The sequence below is a fragment of the Streptomyces sp. NPDC048353 genome, from assembly GCF_055587165.1.
The window spans coordinates 1-20,150 of sequence record NZ_JBVJGU010000007.1 but is presented as its reverse complement, the minus strand read 5'-3'; the positions used below and the strand labels follow the sequence as shown (position 1 = coordinate 20,150).

General features: G+C 73.4%; 15 protein-coding genes and 1 pseudogene. 8 read left to right on the top strand and 8 right to left on the bottom strand.

Going from position 1 to position 20,150, the window contains the following annotated elements:
- Positions 1 to 346: 346 nt before the first annotated feature.
- A pseudogene (locus ACZ6RC_RS24240) lies at positions 347 to 712 on the bottom strand (hypothetical protein); the annotation flags it as partial.
- 428 nt (positions 713 to 1,140) lie between these two features.
- Between ACZ6RC_RS24240 and ACZ6RC_RS24235 the strand changes: the two are divergent.
- The 4 genes from ACZ6RC_RS24235 to ACZ6RC_RS24220 are packed head-to-tail and all read left to right on the top strand — an operon-like array spanning position 1,141 to position 5,809.
- The gene (locus ACZ6RC_RS24235) at positions 1,141 to 4,365 is read left to right on the top strand and encodes a nitrate- and nitrite sensing domain-containing protein (RefSeq protein ID WP_469586820.1); all 3,225 of its coding nucleotides are present in this window, start codon (positions 1,141 to 1,143) and stop codon (positions 4,363 to 4,365) included.
- Positions 4,362 to 4,796, top strand: coding sequence for a roadblock/LC7 domain-containing protein (locus tag ACZ6RC_RS24230; protein WP_391145271.1), 435 nt, complete (start codon positions 4,362 to 4,364; stop codon positions 4,794 to 4,796). Before ACZ6RC_RS24235 ends, ACZ6RC_RS24230 begins: the two co-directional genes overlap by 4 nt.
- Positions 4,797 to 4,809: 13 nt before the next feature.
- Entirely contained in the window at positions 4,810 to 5,223 is a 414-nt protein-coding gene (locus ACZ6RC_RS24225) for a DUF742 domain-containing protein (RefSeq protein WP_391145274.1), read from the top strand.
- The gene (locus tag ACZ6RC_RS24220; RefSeq protein WP_391145277.1) at positions 5,204 to 5,809 is read left to right on the top strand and encodes a GTP-binding protein; all 606 of its coding nucleotides are present in this window, start codon (positions 5,204 to 5,206) and stop codon (positions 5,807 to 5,809) included. The genes ACZ6RC_RS24225 and ACZ6RC_RS24220 overlap by 20 nt, the downstream gene beginning before the upstream one ends.
- Positions 5,810 to 5,886: 77 nt before the next feature.
- On the opposite strand, the gene ACZ6RC_RS24215 is transcribed toward ACZ6RC_RS24220, so the two are convergent.
- The 3 genes from ACZ6RC_RS24215 to ACZ6RC_RS24205 all read right to left on the bottom strand — a co-directional run bounded on the left by ACZ6RC_RS24215 (position 5,887) and on the right by ACZ6RC_RS24205 (position 8,523).
- Positions 5,887 to 7,074, bottom strand: a complete 1,188-nt coding sequence (locus tag ACZ6RC_RS24215; protein WP_469586815.1) for a lipid-transfer protein — start codon at positions 7,072 to 7,074, stop codon at positions 5,887 to 5,889.
- Positions 7,071 to 7,544 carry a Zn-ribbon domain-containing OB-fold protein gene (locus tag ACZ6RC_RS24210; protein ID WP_469586812.1) on the bottom strand — a complete coding sequence of 158 codons (474 nt, stop codon included), beginning with the start codon at positions 7,542 to 7,544 and terminating at the stop codon, positions 7,071 to 7,073. Before ACZ6RC_RS24210 ends, ACZ6RC_RS24215 begins: the two co-directional genes overlap by 4 nt.
- 169 nt (positions 7,545 to 7,713) lie before the next feature.
- Positions 7,714 to 8,523, bottom strand: coding sequence for a M15 family metallopeptidase (locus ACZ6RC_RS24205; RefSeq protein ID WP_469586809.1), 810 nt, complete (start codon positions 8,521 to 8,523; stop codon positions 7,714 to 7,716).
- A 59-nt stretch (positions 8,524 to 8,582) separates the two neighbouring features.
- Here ACZ6RC_RS24205 and ACZ6RC_RS24200 point away from each other — a divergent pair, with 59 nt between their 5' ends.
- Positions 8,583 to 9,095, top strand: a complete 513-nt coding sequence (locus ACZ6RC_RS24200; RefSeq protein ID WP_469586806.1) for an NUDIX domain-containing protein — start codon at positions 8,583 to 8,585, stop codon at positions 9,093 to 9,095.
- A gap of 117 nt (positions 9,096 to 9,212) precedes the next feature.
- Here ACZ6RC_RS24200 and ACZ6RC_RS24195 read toward each other — a convergent pair whose 3' ends face one another.
- Positions 9,213 to 11,567, bottom strand: a complete 2,355-nt coding sequence (locus ACZ6RC_RS24195; protein ID WP_469586803.1) for a glycoside hydrolase family 31 protein — start codon at positions 11,565 to 11,567, stop codon at positions 9,213 to 9,215.
- A 215-nt stretch (positions 11,568 to 11,782) separates the two neighbouring features.
- Between ACZ6RC_RS24195 and ACZ6RC_RS24190 the strand changes: the two genes are divergently transcribed.
- Positions 11,783 to 13,759, top strand: a complete 1,977-nt coding sequence (locus ACZ6RC_RS24190) for an acetoacetate--CoA ligase (RefSeq protein WP_469586799.1) — start codon at positions 11,783 to 11,785, stop codon at positions 13,757 to 13,759.
- A 111-nt stretch (positions 13,760 to 13,870) separates the two neighbouring features.
- On the opposite strand, the gene ACZ6RC_RS24185 is transcribed toward ACZ6RC_RS24190, so the two are convergent.
- On the bottom strand, positions 13,871 to 15,190 hold the full coding sequence (locus ACZ6RC_RS24185) for an aminotransferase class I/II-fold pyridoxal phosphate-dependent enzyme (RefSeq protein ID WP_469586796.1): 1,320 nt from the start codon (positions 15,188 to 15,190) through the stop codon (positions 13,871 to 13,873).
- A 46-nt stretch (positions 15,191 to 15,236) separates the two neighbouring features.
- Between ACZ6RC_RS24185 and ACZ6RC_RS24180 the strand changes: the two genes are divergently transcribed.
- Positions 15,237 to 16,508 (top strand): MFS transporter, encoded by a 1,272-nt coding sequence (locus tag ACZ6RC_RS24180; RefSeq protein WP_469586793.1) that lies wholly within the window; start codon positions 15,237 to 15,239, stop codon positions 16,506 to 16,508.
- Between the two features lie 22 nt (positions 16,509 to 16,530).
- The gene (locus ACZ6RC_RS24175) at positions 16,531 to 17,424 is read left to right on the top strand and encodes a hypothetical protein (RefSeq protein WP_469586789.1); all 894 of its coding nucleotides are present in this window, start codon (positions 16,531 to 16,533) and stop codon (positions 17,422 to 17,424) included.
- Positions 17,425 to 17,490: 66 nt separating this feature from the next.
- Here the strand turns inward: ACZ6RC_RS24175 and ptsP are convergent, their stop codons facing one another.
- Positions 17,491 to 19,161, bottom strand: coding sequence for a phosphoenolpyruvate--protein phosphotransferase (ptsP, locus tag ACZ6RC_RS24170; protein WP_391145302.1), 1,671 nt, complete (start codon positions 19,159 to 19,161; stop codon positions 17,491 to 17,493).
- 83 nt (positions 19,162 to 19,244) lie between these two features.
- Complete coding sequence (locus tag ACZ6RC_RS24165) at positions 19,245 to 19,694, bottom strand: PTS sugar transporter subunit IIA (RefSeq protein ID WP_391145304.1); 450 nt, start codon at positions 19,692 to 19,694, stop codon at positions 19,245 to 19,247.
- Between the last annotated feature and the right edge of the window lie 456 nt (positions 19,695 to 20,150).

Here is a 20,150-nt window from a genome sequence, read left to right as displayed (position 1 = left end):
GGGCCGGGGCCCCGGGCCCCCCCCCGGGGGGGGCCCCGGGGGGCGGTCCCGCCACGGGGGGGGGCCCCCGCCCCCGAGGGGGGCGGGGCCCACCACCGCTTTCTCGTACCGCCAGAGGCCGGGTCAGGCCGACGCGTCACACCGTCGGTCAGGCGGCCTCGGACAGGCGCGCCGCCTCCGGACGCCGCACCTTCGCGCCGCCCTGGGCGGGCACACCCTGACCGGATTCACCCCGCACCGGCTCCGCGAGACCCGGCTCACCGAGACCCGGCTCACCGAGACCGGACGCGCCCCGATCCGCCGCACCGTGCACCGCCTCACCGTGCACCGGCTCGCCGTGACCCGGTGCGCCTTCCGGCGCCCGGCCCCGACCGGCCTTCTCCGCCCGGCGCCGCTCGCGGCGCAGCTGACGGGCCGTACTGCTCGGCTCCGACACCACACCGTTCCGCTGCCGCCACACCTGGCGCGTCACCCACACGTCGAGCACGCTCCACGTGGCGACGACCGTGCTGGCCACCGAGGTGAGCAGCGTCGGGAACGCGAGCCAGGAACCGCTCATCGCGGCGAAGAAGGCCACCATCGCCTGGATCAGCGTCACCGACGTGAGCAGCAGGGCCCGCACCGCGGCCCTGCGCACCGGATCGGGCACCCGCCGCCGGCCCTTCTCGTCCTCCACCCACAACTGACGCGTCATCCGCGCCTCTTGGTCCATGGTTCCGTCACTCCCCACCGCCGAAAGTCTCCCAGGGTGGCTGCTGCCCGTCTTGAGCCGCTTTACGCGGACACAACCCCCCTACGCAGAATGACGAACCAGAAAGGGAAAAGGTTTCGTCCCGACCCCGACCGGAACGAAAAGTTCCAGCCATCCGTCCAGGCAGAAGAGGTGGCGCCCGGCCAGGTGTCCTGCGCCACACGTCCGAGCGCAACCCCTCGAATACCAGGACATCTCATGATCAACGCTTACTGGACAGGCTGAAAATAGCCCGGACATGCCTTCGAGTTGGCTGTGATGCAGTAGTAGGCTCGCGCAGCGGTTTGTTGAAGCTGAAGGTTGACGCCGTGGGTTGACGCCGTGGGCCGACGCCCGCGCGTCGACGTGGGAGACCTCCGCGCCGGGCGGGGGCCGAGCTGGGGGAGGCCATGCGCTTTCGCGGAAAGTCCATCCGCCGGAAGATCGTGGCGTTGCTGCTCGTTCCCCTCCTCTCGCTCACCGGCCTCTGGGGCTTCGCGACCACGCTCACCGGCCGCGAGGCGGACCAGCTTCTCGACGTCGGCTACATCGTCGAGAAGATCGGCTACCCCCTGGAGGACACCGTCCGTGTCATCCAGAAGGAACGCCGCCAGTCACTGATCTACCTCGCCGACCCGCGCGCTTCCGACGCCCTCACCACCCTCCGCGTCGGCCGCGAGGCGACCGACCGCCAGATCGCCCGCATCCGGGAGAACGCCGTCGACTCCGGCGTACGGGAGGAGATGCGCCCCGTCACCTCCCAGCGCCTCGGCTCCCTGCTCGAAGCGCTCGACGGCCTCGACGCCCTGCGCCGCTCCGTCGAGAACCGCAGCATCGGCCGCGTCGAGGCCCTCGACTTCTACAACCGTCTCGTCGACCCCTGCTACGGCTTCCTGCTCTCCCTCCACGCCCTCGAGAACGTGGAGATGGACAAGCAGGGACGCGCCCTCGTCGGTGTCGTCCGCGGCCGCGAACTGCTCTCCCGCGAGGACGCGCTCGTCATGTCCGCGCTCATCGCCGAGCGGATCACCGCCGAGGAGATCCGCAAGATCTCCGACCTCGTCGCCAACCGCAAGCAGTTCTACGAGACCAGCCTCGAAGTCCTCCCCGCCGCCGAGCGCGAGAAGTTCGAGCGCTACTGGACGAGCCCCTCCACCGAGCCGCTGCGTCGTGCCGAGGAGGCCCTGATCGTCGCGGGCGCGACCAAGAACCCGCGCTCCGTCAGCCCCGAGCGCTGGGCCGACCTCGCGGGCCCGGTCCTCGACGACCTCGCCCGGGAGAACACCGCCGCCGGCGACCGCTACCAGGACCGGGTCCAGCCCGCCGCCTACAGCGTGCTGCTCAAGGCCGGGGTCGCCGGCGTCCTCGGCTTCCTCGCCCTGCTCGTCTCCGTCATCGTCTCCGTCCGCGTCGGCCGCGGACTCGTCCGCGACCTGCGCCGGCTGCGCAAGGAGGCCCAGGAGGTCTCCGGCGTCCGCCTGCCCAGCGTGATGCGGCGGCTCGCCGCCGGGGAACACGTCGACACCGAGACCGAGGTACCGCACCTGCGGTACGAGGACGACGAGGTCGGCCAGGTCGGCCAGGCCCTCAACACCCTGCAGCGCGCCGCCGTCGAAGCGGCCGTCAAACAGGCCGACATGCGCCGCGGCGTCTCCGAGGTCTTCGTCAACCTCGCCCGGCGCAACCAGGTGCTGCTCCACCGTCAGCTCACCCTCCTCGACACCATGGAGCGGCGCACCGAGGACACCGAGGAGCTCGCCGACCTCTTCCGGCTCGACCACATGACGACCCGCATGCGCCGCCATGCCGAGGGCCTGGTGATCCTCTCCGGCGCCGCCCCCTCCCGCCAGTGGCGCAAGCCCGTCCAGCTCATGGACGTCGTACGGGCGGCCGTCGCCGAGGTCGAGGACTACGAACGGATCGAGGTCCGCCGCCTGCCCCGCCTCGGTGTGGGCGGTCCGGCCGTCGCCGACCTCACCCACCTCATCGCCGAACTCCTCGAGAACGCCACCGTGTTCTCGCCCCCGCACACCGCCGTGCAGGTCCTCGGCGAGCGGGTCGCCAACGGCTTCACCCTCGAGATCCACGACCGTGGCCTCGGCATGAACGCCGACGCCCTCCTCGACGCCAACCTCCGCCTCGCGGAGACCCCCGAGTTCGAGCTCTCCGACACGGACCGGCTCGGCCTCTTCGTGGTCAGCCGCCTCGCCCAGCGCCAGAACGTCCGCGTCTCGCTCCAGCCCTCGCCGTACGGAGGGACCACCGCGGTCGTCTTCATCCCGGCCGCGCTGCTCACCGACGCCCCCGAGACGGAGGGCGCGGGTTTCCGTCTGGACCGCAAGAGCCCGGGCCGCGAGAACGGGGAGCGGGACGGCCTGGAGCGGGGCGGTCCGGACCGGGCGGTCGGCGCCGCGTCCGGGGCGAGCCGCGGCGACGCGGTCGAACTGCCGGCCCGGCGCGCCGCGCTCACCCAGGTCCCGCACACGACGCCCGGCTCCACGGGCCCCGGCCGCCCTGCCCCGGCCCCCCTCCTGAGCGGACCGGGGAACGGGCCCCGGCCCCTGGGCGGAACCTCCGGCGCGGACCGCGACGACCCCCTCGCCGCGCCGCTGAACGGCCCCGTCGAGCTGGAGGCGCCGCTCGGCGACGCCGGCTTCGACGACCTGCTCGACCGGTCCGCCGACCTGCTCGACACCGAGAGCGAGCGCGGCGGCCTCTTCCGGGCCCGCGACCCGCGGCGCCGTGGCGGCACCCGCCCCGGTCTCGCGGCGGCGCCCGACGGCGAGCAGCACCAGCAGGCCTCCGACACTGCGGCCGAGCAGGGACCCGACCGGACCCCGGGCACGCCGTCGAGCCTGCCGCTGGACAGAGGGCCGGGCCGTACGTCGGGCTGGGCCGCGGGCCGCAGGTCCGAGCGGGCACCCGGTCAGGGCGCCGGCCGTACGCCGGGCCCGGGATCCGACCGGTCGTCCGCGCAGGCGTCCGAGAGCGACAGCGGCCCCGTGCCGCTGCCCCGGCGCCGTCCGCCGACGCTCGTCGTCGACCACGGCCGCCGCGTCGACGAGCCGGGCCGCGCCCACCCGTCCCCGCACGACGCGCACGCGGCGCCCGGCGCCCGGGACGCGCACGACGCCCGAGACGAGCGCGCCGGGCAGGAGCCGCCCGCCGCCCGCCGCCCCCAGGGAGCCCCAAGCCCTACGGACGCCGACCACGACCACGGAAGCGCGCGGGCCCGGGACCGAGCCTCCGGCGGCCCCCGGAACGCCGGGCGCGGAACCCCGCCCCTGCTGGTCCCCGTACCGCCGTCGGGCCCCGTCCCGCCAGGCGGCCCCGTCCCCTCGGACGCTCCCGCCCCGCCGGCGGGCAGCGTCCCGCCGGAGGGCCCCGCACCGTTCGGGGGGCTGCCCCGCAGGGTCCGTCAGGCCAGCCTCGCGCCCCAGCTGCGCGAGAGCGGCGAGCGCACGCGGGAGCAGGAGGCGCCCGGCTCGGCCGGCGCCTCCCCGGCGGACTTCGAGCGCGACGCCGAGGAAGTGCGCAGCCGCATGGCGTCCATGCAGCGCGGCTGGCAGCGCGGACGACGGCAGAACGCAGAGACGACAGCACCAGGAACGACACCCGAGGGGGACGGTCGATGACCGCACCGAACGCCGCAGCACCCACGACCTCCGGAAACGGCGAGCTCAACTGGCTCCTCGACGAGCTGGTCCAGCGGGTCGGATCCATCCGGAAGGCCCTGGTGCTCTCCAGCGACGGCCTCCCCACCGGCGCCTCCGCCGACCTGACCCGGGAGGACGGCGAGCACCTCGCCGCCGTCGCCTCCGGATTCCACAGCCTCGCCAAGGGAGTCGGCCGCCACTTCGAGGCCGGCAGGGTCCGGCAGACCGTCGTGGAGCTGGAGGAGGCGTTCCTGTTCGTCACGGCGGCCGGTGACGGCAGCTGCCTCGCGGTCCTCGCGGACGCCGAGTCGGACGTCGGCCAGGTCGCCTACGAGATGACACTGATGGTCAAGCGGGTCGGGGTCCACCTCACCACGGCGCCCCGTTCGGACCTGTCCGCCGGAGGATGAGTGGGGGGACGGCATGAGTGACGCAGATCTGCAGGACCGGGGGCAGGACCGTGCCCGCCACTGGTTCGACGACGAAGCCGGGCCGGTGGTCCGTCCGTACGCGATGACCCGCGGCCGGACCAGCGCCGCCACCCGTCACCGTCTCGACCTGATCGCCCTGGTGGTGCCGGAACCGGCCGCCGACGACCCCGGTCGTGACCAGACGCTCTCTCCGGAGCATGTGGAGATCGTCGAACTCTGTTCCGAAACGCCCCAGTCGATCGCCGAACTCGCCGCCGGACTCGATCTTCCCGTCGGAGTCGTACGTGTCCTCGTCGGCGATCTCGTCGAGGACGAACTCGTCCATGTGACCCGCCCCGTTCCGCCGGCCGAGCTGCCGGACGTGAGCATTCTCCGCGAGGTGATCAATGGCCTTCGGGCGCTCTAGCCGCAAGAAGCCGTTCGTCGAACCGGTGACCTTGAAGATCCTGGTCGCGGGCGGTTTCGGGGTCGGCAAGACCACCCTCGTCGGTGCCGTCAGCGAGATTCGTCCGCTGCGCACCGAGGAGATCCTCAGCGAGGCGGGGCGGCCCGTCGACGACCTGCACGGAGTGGAGTCCAAGTCGACCACCACGGTCGCGATGGACTTCGGCCGCATCACCCTGCGCGAGGACCTGGTCCTCTACCTCTTCGGCACCCCCGGACAGGACCGCTTCTGGTTCCTCTGGGACGAGCTGGCGCAGGGCGCGCTCGGGGCGGTCGTCCTGGCGGACACCCGCCGTCTGGAGGACAGCTTCGCGGCGATCGACTACTTCGAGCGGCGAGGAATCCCCTTCACCGTGGCCGTCAACTGCTTCGAGGGCGCCCGGCGGTTCTCGGCGGAGAACGTGCGCGGGGCGCTGGACCTCGACCCCGAGGTGGAGCTGCTGATGTGCGACGCGCGGGACCGCGAGTCCGTGAAGAACGTCCTGGTGGCGGTCGTCCAGCACGCCCTGGTCCTGGTGGACCGCAGCCCGACCCCGGCGGCCACCTGACGGGCCGCCCTGAGCCCCGACCCGGGCGACCACCTGACGGGCCGCCCGAGCCCCGCCCCGCCCCCGGGCGGGGCTGCTCAGCGCACCGCCACCACGGCCGAACCGTGCCCGAAGAGCCCCTGGTTCGCGGTGATCCCGACGCGCGCGCCGGCCACCTGCCGAGCGCCCGCCGTCCCGCGCAACTGCCAGGTCAGCTCGCAGACCTGCGCGATCGCCTGCGCGGGAACGGCCTCGCCGAACGAGCCGAGGCCGCCGCTCGTGTTGACCGGTACGCGTCCGCCGAGCGCGGTGACCCCCTCCCGTACCAGCTTCGCGCCCTCGCCCGCCCCGCATAGGCCGATGTCCTCGTACCACTCCAGCTCCAGCGCCGTGGACAGGTCGTAGACCTCGGCGAGCGACAGGTCCTCGGGGCCGATCCCCGCCTCCTCGTACGCCGCGCGGGCGATCGACGCCCGGAAGCCGTACGGGGCGGGGGAGACGGCGACGGCGGAGTCGGTCGCGATGTCGGGCAGGTCGAGGACCGCCCTGGGATAGACCGGCGAGACGGTGGAGACCGCCCGGATACGGACCGGATCGGCGTGCCCGTGCCGGCGGGCGAACTCCATGCCCGAGAGGACCAGCGCGGCGCCCCCGTCCGAGGTCGCGCAGATGTCGAGCAGCCGCAGCGGATCGGCGACCACGGCCGAGGCCGCGACCTCCTCCGCGCTCACCGCCTTGCGGTAGCGGGCGAGCGGATTGAGCGCCCCCGCGGCCGCGTTCTTCACCTTGACCCGTGCGAAGTCGTCCACGGTGTCGCCGTACACCGCCATCCGGCGCCGCGCGTAGAGGGCGAAGTACGCAGGATTGGTCGCCCCGAGCACGCGGAAGCGGAGCCAGTCGGGATCGTCGGGCCGCTCCCCGCCCGCCGGGGCGAAGAACCCCTTTGGCGCCGCGTCCGCGCCGACGACGAGGACCACGTCCGCGAGACCGGCGAGGATCTGGGCGCGCGCGGCGCTCACGGCCTGCGCGCCCGACGCGCACGCCGCGTACACGCTGGTGATCCGCGCCCCCTGCCACCCGAGCGCCCGCGCGAAGGTGGCCCCGGCGACGTACCCCGGGTATCCGCCCCGTACGGTGTCCGCTCCCACCACCGCACCGATGTCCCGCCAGCTCAGCCCGGCGTCCGCGAGCGCCGCCCGGGCCGCCGCCGTCCCGTACTCGACGAAGCTGCGCCCCCACTTCCCCCACGGATGCATCCCGACGCCGAGCACGGCGATGTCGTTCATGACCGCTCCCGATCCCCGCACGCGTGCACCGGCTTCCAGTGCCAGGTCGTCCAGGTGTGCTCCGCGTCCTCGTCGAGGACGCCCGGCACCAGCTCGACCTCCAAGCCGACCCTCAGGTCGGAGGTCCGTACGCCCGGGGCCGCCTGGCCGAGGACCACCATCGCCTCCGCCGCCAGCTCCACGGCGACGAGGGTGTACGGCTCCCAAAGCACGCCCGGATCGGAGACGTACGGCGCCGGCGGGCGGTAGCGCCCGTCGGTGTACGACCAGACGACGCCGCGCCGGGAGAGGGGGGTCTCGGCCAGCTCCCCGCCGCCCGGGCAGCCGGGGTTGCGGCACCAGGAGTCCTCGCGGGGGAAGAAGACGGAGGAACAGGCGGTGCAGCGGGTTCCGAGGAGCCGGAAGTCCGCCCCGTCCTCGCCGTCGTCGGTGAACCATCCGGCCACCACTGGTCTGCGCGTCCGTGTCACGACGGCCCTCCCCGAGCACCCTGATCTGACGAACCGTCAGGAGTTTGCCACGGATGTCGACAGCTGTGAACCGTACGGGCCCGTCCTGCGTCCTTCCGGACAGCACGGGCGGCCGGGACCCACGGGGGTGGCCCCGGCCGCCCGTGCCGCACAGGGCGCCGCGGCCGGCTCAGTGTCCGGCGACCGACCGCCGCGCCACGGGGAAGTCGAAGAAGGTGCTCGGGAACGGCTCCGGCTTGAACGTGAAGTGCCACCACTCCTCGGGCAGGTTCACGAACCCCTGCTCCGCCAGCGTCGTCTTCAGCAACTGCCGGTGGGCCCGCTGTGTCCCCTGGATCCGCGGATCCTCGGTGTGGGACAGCGTGTCGAAGCAGTCGAAGCCCGTCCCCATGTCGACCGAGGAGTCGGGGAAACGATCCGCCCGCGGAGCGAAGCACTCCACCAGCGGTTCGCCCGGCTCGTACGGCCGGGTGGGCACCACGGGCAGCCGTACCAGCGTCACGTCGACCGTCGAACCGCGGCTGTGCCCGGACTTCTCCGCGATGTAACCGTCCTCGAACAGCCGCGCCTTCTCGACCAGCGGATAGAACTCGCCCTTCATCCGCTCGTCGTGGAGATCCTTCGCCCAGCGCACGAAGTGGTCGACCGCCCGCTGCGGCCGGTAACAGTCGTACACCTTCAGGGTGTAGCCGCGCGCGAGCAGCTTGCGCTGCGCCCGCTGCAGCGCTTCGGCGGCGGGCCGGGTCAGGATGCACAGCGGCTGACGGTATCCGTCGACCGGCTCGCCCACGAAGTTGTGCTCCGTGGTGTAGCGCATCTCCTGGATGATCGTCCGGTCCACCGACGCCAGGGCCGTGAACTCCTTCGGGGCCTTGGGCTCCGGCACGGCCCGCGCGGACGGCACGGCGGCGGTGGAGGCGCACAGGCCGGCCACGGCCAGGACACCGACGGTACGTAAGGCGGATACGAGTCCTCTCATGCGCACCGTCTATCAGGTTTTCCCGGGCACGGGGAAGGGCGATCGCGTACGGTCCTGCCGTGAAGGACTCCCACTGCTCCGCCTGCGGCGCCCCCTACGGCGAGACCGCCCTGTGGCCCCGGACCTGCGCATCCTGCGGCTCCGTGGCGTACCGCAACCCGCTGCCCGTCGCCGTCACCCTCCTCCCGGCGACGGACGAGGCCGGCACCGGACTCGTCGTCATCACCCGCACGATCGAGCCGCGCCGGGGCCATGTCGCCCTGCCCGGCGGCTTCATCGACCACGGGGAGGACTGGCGCACCGCCGTCGTCCGTGAGCTGCGCGAGGAGACCGGCATCGAGGCGGCGGCGGACGACGTGCGCCTCGCCGACGCCCTCAGCTCCCCGGCCGGCCACCTCCTGCTCTTCGGCCTGCTCCCGCCCCGCCCGGCCGCCGAACTCCCGCCCTCCGCCCCCACCGACGAGACGAGCGGCTGGCACCTGCTCACGGCCCCGGCGGAGCTGGCCTTCCCGCTGCACACGGAGGCGGTCCGGCGCTGGTTCGGGGGAGCGTACGCCTCCCCGCGGCCGTGACGACGGCGTCCCCGGCCCGTCAGCCCTCCCGTCCCCGCGGGGCGTGACGACGGCGTCCCCGCCGCCCGTCAGCCCTCCCGTCCCCGCGGGGCGTGACGACGACCTCCCCGCCGCCCGTCAGCCCTCCCCGCCCCGTACCCGGACCGGAAGGTCCGTCTGCCGCGCCCCGTCGTCCGTCACCCGCTCCACCACCACCTTCCCGCCCTCGAGCCGCGACGTGTACCGCTCGATCTCGGCCGGCTCCCACCCGTCCCCGGTGTCCCGCACGATCAGACCGCCGCCGGTCCGCCCCGCCGCCGGAGCCCAGACCTCCAACTCCAGTTCGTCGCCCCAGCCCCGTACGGGAACGACCGCTCCCGCGCGCGCGAGCACCGGGATCCGGGACAGCGGCGCCTCCAGGAGCACCTGGCCCGGCCCCTCGTACGCCTGCCCGGTCGCCGTGTCGTACCAGCGCCCGCGCGGCAGCCGCACCGCCCGCCGGTCCGTGCCCCGGGACAGCACCGGGGCCACCAGCAGCGCGTCGCCGAGCAGGAACGCGTCCTCGCAGTCGCGCAGCGCCCGGTCCTCTGGCGCCCCCCACCACAGCGGTCGCACGTACGGCGCCCCGGTCAGCCGGGCGAGCCGCGCCAGGGTGACGAAGTACGGCAGCAGCCGCTCCCGCTCGGCCAGGGCCACGCGCGCGTGCTCTAGGACGTCCGGGCCGAACTCCCACGGCTCGCGCCGCCCCGCGTCGAGCGCCGCGTGCGTACGGAACAGCGGCAGCCACGCCCCCAGCTGGAACCAGCGCAGGAAGAGCTCCGGCGAGGGGCTCCCGTCGAAACCGCCCACGTCGGGACCGGAGTACGGCACTCCGCAGAGCCCGAGACCCAGGACGAGCGACAGCGACGCCCGCAGTCCGGGCCAGCCGGTCGTCACATCGCCCGACCACGTCCCTCCGTACCGCTGCATCCCCGCCCATCCGGAGCGGGAGAAGAGGAACGGCCGTTCCTCGGGCCGCAGCCGGCGCAGCCCCTCGTAGCCCGCCTGGGCCATGGTCAGGCCGTAGACGTTGTGCGCCTCGCGATGGTCGCCGCCGCGGCCGTCCAGCGCGTGCCGGGCCGACCGGGGCAGCGTCTGGTCGCCGAAGGGGGAGAAGGAGACCGGCTCGTTCATGTCGTGCCAGAAACCGGCGAAACCCTGCGCCAGACGCTCCTCGTACAGCCCGCCCCACCACTCCCGTACGGCCGGATCGGTGAAGTCCGGATACGCGCACGCGCCCGGCCACACCTCGCCCCGCACCTCCTGGCCCCTTGCGTCGCGGACGAACGCGCCGAGGGCGGCCCCACCGTCGTACACCGGCTCGCCCGGCTCGGCCTTGACGGCGGGGTCCACGATCGACACCAGCCGTACGCCCCGCTCGCGCAGATCGGCCGCCAGCCCCGGCAGATCGGGAAACCGCTCCCGGTCGACCGTGAACACGCGGTGCCCGTCGTAGTGATCGATGTCCAGGTGCAGGACGGACAGCGGCAGTTCCCGCTTGAGATAGCCGTCCACCACCCGCCGCACCTCCCGCTCGCTGCCGAACCCCCAGCGCGCGTGCTGCGGCCCCAGCGCCCAGGACGGCGGCAGCGCGGGCGCACCCGTCAGCGCCGCCCAGCCGTGCAGCACCCGCGCGGGGGTCCCGACCACCACCCAGCAGCGCAACGGCCCCCCGCTCATCCGGACCTCGACCACCCCCGGCCGGTCGTGCCCCGAACCCGCGCCCTCCTCGCCCTCGGCGAGCCGGACCCGGCCGTCCCAGGAGTTGTCGTGGAAGGCGAGGTGCGTACCGGCGTCCGAGACCACGAACTGCACCGGCATGGTGATGTAGAGCGGATCGTCGCCGGGACCGAACCTCCCGTGAGGATCGGTGTTCCACAGCCGGTACGTACCGTCCCGCAGCCGCGGCCCGGCCGACCGCCCGCCCAGGCCGAAGAACCGGGCGTCCGCGGGCACCTCGCTGCGCTGCGCCCAGCGCGCAGGACCGCCCCCGACCGGTTCCCACCAGCGCGGCGGCAGATCCCGGCGGAGCACGACACCGCCCGGCGTCCGCACCTCCACCGCCCCGTGCCGGGAGACCGCGACCGTCACCCGCTCCGACACCACACGCCAGCCGCCGTCCATGTCGGGCTCCAACACGGCCCGCGGGTCCGGCTCGGGCGGCTCGCCCGCCACCGCGTACGAGGGAAGCGGCTCGGCCCCGTCCCATCCCCAGAACACCGTGCCCCCCGCCGAGACGCGGATCCGCAGCTCCGAGCGGGCGAATCGGACGGTGCCTCCGCCCGAAGCCGGCACGGCCTCCCCGACCGGTCCCGGCACCCTGGCCCGCTCCGGCCCCCCACGGGGCAACCCCCACGCGTCCGTACGCCGCTGCCGCCACCCCGCGCGGACCGCCCGCCACCCCCGCACCGATCCGAACACCCTCATCGAACGCACCAGCTCACGACCGTCCATGCCGCTCACCCTGCCATCGCCGCAGGTCCGAGCGGGGTTCGTTCAACTGCCGTTCACCCGTGGTGGGAGCACATATTCAGCTACCGGACCATGGGCGGCGAAACCTGGTGCGAAAGCCGCTCCCATGGCATCGTCCCTGTCAGCCGCGTCACGCGCACACCCCAGCGCGTGCGCGCGACCCACGCAGACCCCGCGTACGCCCAGGGAGCCGCCCCATGACATCAGCGCACACCGACCCGCTCTGGCAGCCGGACGAGGAACGAATCGCCGCGGCCGCGGTCACCCGTTTCCAGTCCTGGGCGGCCGAGCACCACGGAGCCCCGACCCAGGGCGGATACCCGGCCCTGCACCGCTGGTCGGTCGAGGAGCTGGAGTCGTTCTGGCGGGCCGTCGTCGAGTGGTTCGACGTCCGGTTCGCCACCCCGTACGACCGCGTCCTCGGCGACCGGTCGATGCCCGGAGCCCAGTGGTTCCCCGGAGCCACCCTCAACTACGCCGAACACGCCCTGCGCGCCGCCTCCGAGCGACCCCACGACCCGGCCCTGCTTCATGTGGACGAGACACATGAGCCGCGGCCGATCAGCTGGGCCACGCTCCGGCGCCAGGTCGGCTCCCTCGCCGCCGAACTCCGCGCCCTCGGCGTCCGCCCGGGCGACCGGATCAGCGGCTATCTGCCGAACATCCCCGAGGCCGTCACCGCCCTGCTCGCCACCGCCGCCGTCGGAGCGGTGTGGACCTCCTGCGCCCCCGACTTCGGGGCGCGCAGCGTCCTGGACCGCTTCCAGCAGGTGGAGCCCGTCGTCCTCTTCACGGTGGACGGCTACCGCTATGGCGGCAAGGAGCACGACCGCCGCGACACGGTCGCCGAGCTGCGCGCCGAGCTCCCCACCCTCCGCGCAGTCGTCCACATCCCGCTCCTCGGCACCGAGGCCCCCGAGGGCACCCTGGAGTGGTCGGCCCTCACCTCCGCCGACACCGCCCCGGTCTTCGAACAGGTCCCCTTCGACCACCCCCTGTGGGTCCTGTACTCCTCCGGTACGACCGGCCTGCCCAAGGCGATCGTGCAGTCCCAGGGCGGCATCCTGGTCGAACACCTCAAACAGCTCGGCCTCCACTGCGACCTGGGCCCCGAGGACGTGTTCTTCTGGTACACCTCCACCGGCTGGATGATGTGGAACTTCCTCGTCTCCGGTCTGCTCACCGGCACCACCGTCGTCCTCTACGACGGCAGCCCCGGCTATCCGGACACGGCCGCCCAGTGGCGGGTCGCGGAACGCACCCGCGCCACGCTCTACGGCACCTCCGCCGCCTACGTCATGGCCTGCGCCAAGGCGGAGGTCCACCCCGGCCGGGACTTCGACCTCTCCGCGGTCGGCTGCGTCGCCACCACCGGCTCCCCGCTGCCGCCCGACGGCTTCCGCTGGCTGCACGACGAGGTGCGCGAGGACCTGTGGATCGCCTCCGTCAGCGGCGGCACCGACGTCTGCTCCTGCTTCGCGGGCGCCGTCCCCACCCTGCCCGTCCACATCGGCGAGCTCCAGGCCGCCGGCCTCGGCACCGACCTGCAGGCATGGGACCCCTCGGGCAAGCCGCTCACCGGCGAGGTGGGCGAACTCGTCGTCACCAACCCCATGCCGTCCATGCCGATCCACTTCTGGAACGACCCCGACGGCAGCCGCTACCGCGACAGCTACTTCGAGATGTTCCCCGGCGTCTGGCGCCACGGCGACTGGATCACGATCACCGACCACGGCTCCGTCGTGATCCACGGCCGCTCCGACTCCACCCTGAACCGCCAGGGCGTCCGGATGGGCTCGGCCGACATCTACGAAGCCGTCGAACGGCTCCCCGAGATCCGCGAATCCCTCGTCATCGGCCTGGAGGAGCCCGACGGCGGCTACTGGATGCCGTTGTTCGTGCACCTCGCGGACGGCGTCTCCCTGGACGAGGCGCTGATCTCCCGCATCAACCGGACGATCCGCTCCGAACTCTCCCCGCGCCACGTCCCGGACGACATCATCGAGGTCCCCGGCGTGCCCCACACCCTCACCGGCAAGCGCATCGAGGTCCCGGTCAAGCGCCTCCTCCAGGGCACCCCCCTGGCCAAGGCCGTCAACCCGGGCTCCGTCGACGACCTCGGCCTGCTCTCCTTCTACGAGACCCTGGCCGCCTCCCGCGCCCGGAAGCGGTAGCCGACGGCGGTGGGGCGGGGCGGGACCGAGCCCCCGCTCCACCGCCCGGTCCGCCGGCCCCGCGGCCTCCGTCGGCTCCGCACCCTCCCGTGCCGCCGGCCGCCGTGACGGCTACCCGCCGTACGTCGCCTGCGTCTCGCCGAGGACCCCGGCGAAGTCGGCCGCCAGCCGCCGCGCCGCCGGCTCCTCCAGCGCCGCCGTCGTGATCCGCACCGCCGGTGCCGAGGCGATCCGGAACCGCGCCCCCGCCGCCACCCACCATCCCCGGGTGCGCAGCCCGTTGACGACCGCGGACTCGTCCCGCACCGGCACCCACACACTGAGGCCGCTCGCCCCGACCGCGCCGATCCCGTGCCCCGCCAGCGCCTCGATCAGCGCCGTCCGCCGCACGCCGTACGCCTTCTCGCCGGCCGCCACCAGGCGCCGGACCTCCTCGTCCGCGAGCAGCCCGGCCGCCGTCTCCTGCAGGACGTGGCTGACCCAGCCGGACGTCATCAGCAGCCGCCCGTCGTGCCGCGCCAGCGTCACCGGGTCGCAGGCGAGCCCGGCCCACCGCAGGTCGATCCCCAGATGCTTGGATGCGGTCCGCACCTGGGCCCACCGTTCGAGCCCGGCCGCGGCGAGGGTGTACGCGGGTACGCCCGCGATGTCCGCGTTGTGGTCGTCCTCCACGACGAGGACCTCCGGGAAGTCCCCGAGGACCGCCGCCAGCGCGTCCCGCCGGCCGCGTCCGAAGTACGCGCCCGTGGGGCTCTGGCCCCGGGGACTGCACACCACCGCCCGTACCCCTGACCGCAGCGCCGTGCGCAGGGCCTCCGGCACCAGTCCCTCAGCGTCCACGGCGACCGGGACCATCCGCAGGCCCAAGGCGGGCACCAGGTCCAGCAGATGGTGGAAGCCGGGGTCCTCGACCGCCACCGCGTCACCGGGCTTCAGCTCCGTCGACAGCAGCCGCGCGATGCAGTCCAGCGCACCGTGCGCGAACGTCACGTGCTCGGCCGGGACACCGTCCCGCGCGAACCACTCCCGCGTCAGCTCCTCGAGCCTGCCCAGCCGGGGCGACGCGCGATGGGAGCCGTACACCGGCCGCACCAGCGCCGGAGGGCGCAGCTCGGGCAGGAACGCGGGGTCCGGATGGCCGCCCGCGAGGTCGACGAGCCCCTCCGGCACGCGCGGCGGGCGTCGCGAGGCGACCGAGGGCGCCTGCGCGATCACCGTCCCGCCGCGCCCGCGGGTGACCACGACGCCCCGCTGCCGCAGCTCCCGGTACGCCGTCGCCACCGTCCCGGGACTGACGGCGAGCTCGTCGGCGAGCCGCCGCACCGGGGGCATCGCGTCCCCCGGCCCGAGCCCGCCCTCGGACACCCCGCGCTCGATGGACGCGGCAATCCCCTTGGCCGTCGTCCCTACGATCGAATATTGTGCTGCCACGTATCGAATTATGTATCGATACAAAAGTCGACGTCAAGGGGGGCCCGTGCGCCGCACACCGCTGAAGGACCGCATCCCAGGAGGCACCGACGGCCGCCGCATGCTGCTCATCGGCTTCATCGACAAATCCGGCACCGGCCTCTGGGCCACCTCCATCGCCCTCTACTTCACCTACGTCTCCGGCCTGGGCATCGGCCAGATCGGCCTTCTCGTCGGCGTCTCCGGCGGCTTCGGGATCATCGGCGCCCCCCTCGCGGGCCGCCTCGCCGACCGCTTCCCCCTCACCCGCCTCCTCATCGGCGGCCAACTCCTGCGCGCCGCCGCCCTCCTCGCCCTGCTCACCACGGACACGTACGCCCTGCTGCTCCTCTACTCCGCCATCGGCGCCATCCCCGACCGCGGCACGAACGTGCTCACCAAGCTCTACGCCACCCGCGTCGCCGGCCCCGAACGCGTCCGCTACCAGGCCATCAACCGCACCGTCGGCAACCTCGGCTGGTCCGTCGGCGGCCTCGGCGCCGCCGCCGCCCTCTCCGTCGCCACCAGCACCGCCTTCCAACTCCTGCTCGTCGGCAACGCCCTCACCTACCTCGTGATGGCGACCCTCACCCTGCGCTGCGCCGAACCCCCGGCCCCCGCCCGCATCGCCGCCGCCCCCGGCCCGCACCCGGACGCCACCCAGCCCGCCCCACCCACCAGCCCCTGGCGCGACCGCGCCTTCCTCCTCTTCACCGCCAACGAGAGCGTCCTCTCCCTCCACGACTCGATCCTCCAAGTCGCCCTGCCGCTCTGGATCGTGCACGCCACCGACGCCCCCGTCGGACTCGCCCCGGCCCTCATGGTCGTCAACAGCGTCCTCGTCGTGCTCTTCCAGGTCCCCCTCGCCCGCTTCGGCGCCACCACCGACGCCGCCCGCCGCCTCCTCGTGCCGCTCGCGTGCCTCTTCGCCGCGGGGACCCTGGCCTTCGCCGCCTCGGCGGCCGGCGGACCCGCCCTCGCCATCGCCGCACTGACCGCCGGCATCATCGCCCTCACCCTCGCCGAGATCGTCCAGGCCACCGTCTCCTGGGAACTCTCCGTCGCCCTCGCCCCCGCCGAAGCCCAGGGCAGCTACCTCGGCGTCCACGCCCTGGCCCCCGCCACCCAGCGCTTCGCCGGACCCCTCCTCCTCACCGGCGTCATCTCCGCCGGCCCCCTGGCCTGGCCTGTTCTCGGAGCCGCCCTCGCCGCCACCTGCGCGGTCCAGAGCCGCCTCGTCCGCCGCACCCTCACCCGACCGTCACTGTCAGTGCCCACCGCTACGGTGAGTGAGCATTGATCGACTGGACCCAGGGGGAGACATGCCACAGCCCGACACCACCGCAGCCCTGCGCCGCGCCCTGCGCCGCGAAGTCCCCAGCACCGTCGCCCTCCTCGCCGACAAGGACGACTTCGCCGCCATGCGGCACTACGCCACCTTCCGCTTCGACGACCACCCCGCCTATCTCCGCCAGGTGGAGTCCCTGCTCAAGGAGCTCGCCACCCGAGGCGGCCACACCACCGTCGCCCTCTTCGACCCCGAGGAGTACGCCGCCTACTGCGACGAGACCGGCCTCGACCCCGACCGCCCCGATAGCCGCAGCCGCTACACCGCCGAACGGGCCGTCACCGGCGCCCGCGTCCCCTACACCGGCCAGCCCATGACCGACCTCGTCCCCACCCTCATCGACACCGCCGTCCACCGCGCCACCTGGGAGTACGCCACGATGCTCCTCGCCGACACCGGCGAGTGCGCCACCTGCGGCGAGGACATCGGCCGAGCCGCCTTCGACCGGGCCTCCCATCTGCTCGTCCGCCTCCTCGAAGCCGCCGGCCCCGGCACCCACCACCTCGTCTGCAGCGTCCCCGCCGCCGACGAACAGCTCCTGGCCCTCCTCCACACCACCCGCGACGAGCGCGGCCCGGCCCGGTTCGACAGCGCGGAGGGAGCCCAGTTCGTCACCGTCCTCGCCACCGGCATCGCCCTCGGCGCCCCCGGCGGAGTCGTCCTGCGTACCACCGCCCCCGGCGCCCGCGACCGCCTGCACGGCTGGCGCCTCACCCAGGGGTCGCTCCTGCCGCTCAGCGAGGCCGAGGTCTTCAACGCCTACTGCACCGACGCCCGCACGGGCGAGCCGATCGCCCCCGAGCCCCACGCCGACTACCACGCGGGCTTCGACCTGACCCCCGAGGACGACTGGCCCGACCACCACTGACGACGAAGGGGCTCCCCGCCACTCACGTGACGGGAAGCCCCTCCGGTCGACCACGATCCGCCGGGATCACTCCCCGGACAGCACCGCCTGCGCGGCCCGGCGGGCCTCGTCGGCCGTGTCCGCCGCACGCGCGGCCGCCGCGGCCCGCTCGCACTGCGCCAGCGTGTACTTCGCGAGCGTCGCCCGCACATAGGCGATGGACGCCGCACCCATCGACAGAGAGGTGACACCCAGACCCGTCAGCACACAGGCCAGCAGCGGATCCGCGGCGGCCTCACCACAGACGCCACAGCTCTTGCCCTCGGCCTTGGCCGCCTCGGCGGACAGCGCCACCAGGTCGAGCAGCGCCGGCTGCCACGGATCCTGCAGCCGCGACACGGCACCGACCTGACGGTCGGCGGCGAAGGTGTACTGCGCCAGGTCGTTGGTGCCCAGCGACAGGAACTCCACCTCCTGCAGGATCGAGCGCGCCCGCAGCGCGGCGGAGGGGATCTCCACCATCGCGCCGAACTTGGCCCGCAGCCCCGCCGCACGACACGCGTCGGCGAACGCCTTCGCGTCCGTACGGTCCGCCACCATCGGCGCCATGACCTCGAGGTACACCGGCAGCCCCTCGGCGGCCTTGGCGAGCGCGGTCAGCTGCGTCCGCAGCACGTCGGGGTGGTCGAGCAGCGACCGCAGGCCCCGCACGCCCAGCGCCGGGTTCGGCTCGTCCGCGGGGGTCAGGAAGTCGAGCGGCTTGTCCGCGCCGGCGTCGAGCACCCGCACGACCACCCGGCCCTCGGGGAACGCCTCCAGGACCTTGCGGTAGGCGTCGACCTGCTTCTCCTCGGACGGCGCCTTCGCGCTGTCGTCCAGGAAGAGGAACTCCGTACGGAACAGCCCGACACCCTCGGCCCCGGCCTCCACCGCCGCCGGCACGTCAGCCGGACCGCCGACGTTGGCGAGCAGCGGCACCTTGTGCCCGTCCGAGGTCGCCCCCGGGCCGCTGGACGCGGCGAGAGCGGCCCGGCGCTCGGCGGCGGCGGCCGTCAGCCGCTCCTTCCGCTCCTCGGTCGGGTCCACGAAGATCTCCCCGGTGGACCCGTCCACCGCGATGACCGTGCCCTCACCGATCTCACCCGCGCCCGGCAGCGCCACCACGGCCGGCACGCCCAGTGCCCGTGCGAGGATCGCGCTGTGGCTGGTCGGCCCGCCCTCTTCGGTCACGAATCCGAGCACCAGCGCCGGGTCGAGCAGCGCCGTGTCGGCGGGAGCGAGGTCCCGGGCGATCAGGACGTACGGCTCGTCGCTGTCCGGCACACCCGGCATCGGCACGCCGAGGAGGCGGGCGACGATCCGGTTGCGGACGTCGTCGAGGTCGGCCACGCGTCCGGCCATGTACTCGCCGGCGCCCGCGAGCAGCTCGCGGTAGTGGGAGAAGGCGTCGTAGATCCCGCGCTCCGCCGTGCTGCCGACCGCGATCCGGCGGTCGACGTCGGCGATGAGCTCGGGGTCCTGGGCGATCATCGCCTGAGCCTCGAGCACGTGCTGTGCCTCGCCCCCGGCCAGATTGCCGCGCGCGATCAGGTCGGCAGCCACGGCTTCCACGGCCTTGCGGGCGCGCCCCTGTTCGCGCTCCGCCTCGTCGGCGGGAATCTGCTTGGCCGGCGGTTCGAGTACCGCCGTGCCCATGTGCCGAACCTCGCCGATCGCCACTCCGTGGCTGACGCCGACGCCTCGCAGCGTTGTTTCCATCTCACCCGTCTCCGATAGAGCGACGGCACCCCGGCCGCCGCGATGTATGTCGGACCCCCGGCCGTCGCGAGGACGGCCCGGCGTCACTTCCAGCCGAAGAGCTGGTCGCCGGTCTTCACGTCGCCGTCCTCGACGACGTCGGAGAGGGAGTCGACGGTGGCCTCCAGGGCCACGACGGGACAGATGGGGGACTTGCCGGCCGCCTCGACCTCGGCGGGGTTCCAGCGGACGACGCCCTGTCCGCGCGTCACGGTGTCCCCCTTGTTCACGAGCAGCTCGAATCCCTGCCCGTTGAGCTGGACGGTGTCGATCCCGAGGTGGGTCAGCACTCCATGGCCCTCGCCGTCGACGACGACGAACGCGTGCGGGTGCAGAGAGACGATGACGCCGTCAACCGGAGAAACGGCCTCCGACGGACCACGGTCGGGGTCGATGGCGGTGCCGGGGCCGACCATGGCGCCGGAGAAGACGGGGTCGGGTACTGCGGCGAGACCGATGGCGCGTCCGGCAAGCGGCGACGACACGGTTGTCATGGGAAGCCTCCCAGGGGCGGAGATGGTGTGGCGCCGTCACTACCTGTCCTGGACGGCGTACTGTTCCGAAGCGTATGTCATGAGAAGTCCTAGTTCCGCACGAGACGTACCAGTTGGCGGACCTAGAGGCTACCCAGAAACGATTTGCCTCTACTGACGGTGAGATGTACTGTCGTACTTCTGCCTGACCCCAACGCGACATCGAGTCGTGGGTCGGCAGCACCTATCGAGCCAGATCCTAACCCCAGTGGTCTACACCTCTGCATGCACTGCGGAGAGCGTGGTCGGGGGGAGCGAAAAAGCCTGGTAGTGTTTGACCCCGCCGCAAGGGAAAGCGCGAAAAGCGAATTCCTGAACCGGCAAACCCGCTCCAGCGGGTGGCGGAAACGGAAATCGGATCTGCTAAGCTGGAAACACGAAAGACCGAAGGGAAAAGCCCGGAGGAAAGCCCGAGAG

What these genes read in the sequence shown, in the direction of transcription:
- ACZ6RC_RS24235 (WP_469586820.1), top strand. Translation starts at nt 1,141, where the DNA reads ATGCGCTTTCGCGGAAAGTCCATCCGCCGGAAGATCGTGGCGTTGCTG.
- ACZ6RC_RS24230 (WP_391145271.1), top strand. Translation starts at nt 4,362, where the DNA reads ATGACCGCACCGAACGCCGCAGCACCCACGACCTCCGGAAACGGCGAG.
- ACZ6RC_RS24225 (WP_391145274.1), top strand. Translation starts at nt 4,810, where the DNA reads ATGAGTGACGCAGATCTGCAGGACCGGGGGCAGGACCGTGCCCGCCAC.
- ACZ6RC_RS24220 (WP_391145277.1), top strand. Translation starts at nt 5,204, where the DNA reads ATGGCCTTCGGGCGCTCTAGCCGCAAGAAGCCGTTCGTCGAACCGGTG.
- ACZ6RC_RS24215 (WP_469586815.1), bottom strand. Translation starts at nt 7,074, where the DNA reads ATGAACGACATCGCCGTGCTCGGCGTCGGGATGCATCCGTGGGGGAAG.
- ACZ6RC_RS24205 (WP_469586809.1), bottom strand. Translation starts at nt 8,523, where the DNA reads ATGAGAGGACTCGTATCCGCCTTACGTACCGTCGGTGTCCTGGCCGTG.
- ACZ6RC_RS24195 (WP_469586803.1), bottom strand. Translation starts at nt 11,567, where the DNA reads ATGGACGGTCGTGAGCTGGTGCGTTCGATGAGGGTGTTCGGATCGGTG.
- ACZ6RC_RS24190 (WP_469586799.1), top strand. Translation starts at nt 11,783, where the DNA reads ATGACATCAGCGCACACCGACCCGCTCTGGCAGCCGGACGAGGAACGA.
- ACZ6RC_RS24175 (WP_469586789.1), top strand. Translation starts at nt 16,531, where the DNA reads ATGCCACAGCCCGACACCACCGCAGCCCTGCGCCGCGCCCTGCGCCGC.
- ptsP (WP_391145302.1), bottom strand. Translation starts at nt 19,161, where the DNA reads ATGGAAACAACGCTGCGAGGCGTCGGCGTCAGCCACGGAGTGGCGATC.
- ACZ6RC_RS24165 (WP_391145304.1), bottom strand. Translation starts at nt 19,694, where the DNA reads ATGACAACCGTGTCGTCGCCGCTTGCCGGACGCGCCATCGGTCTCGCC.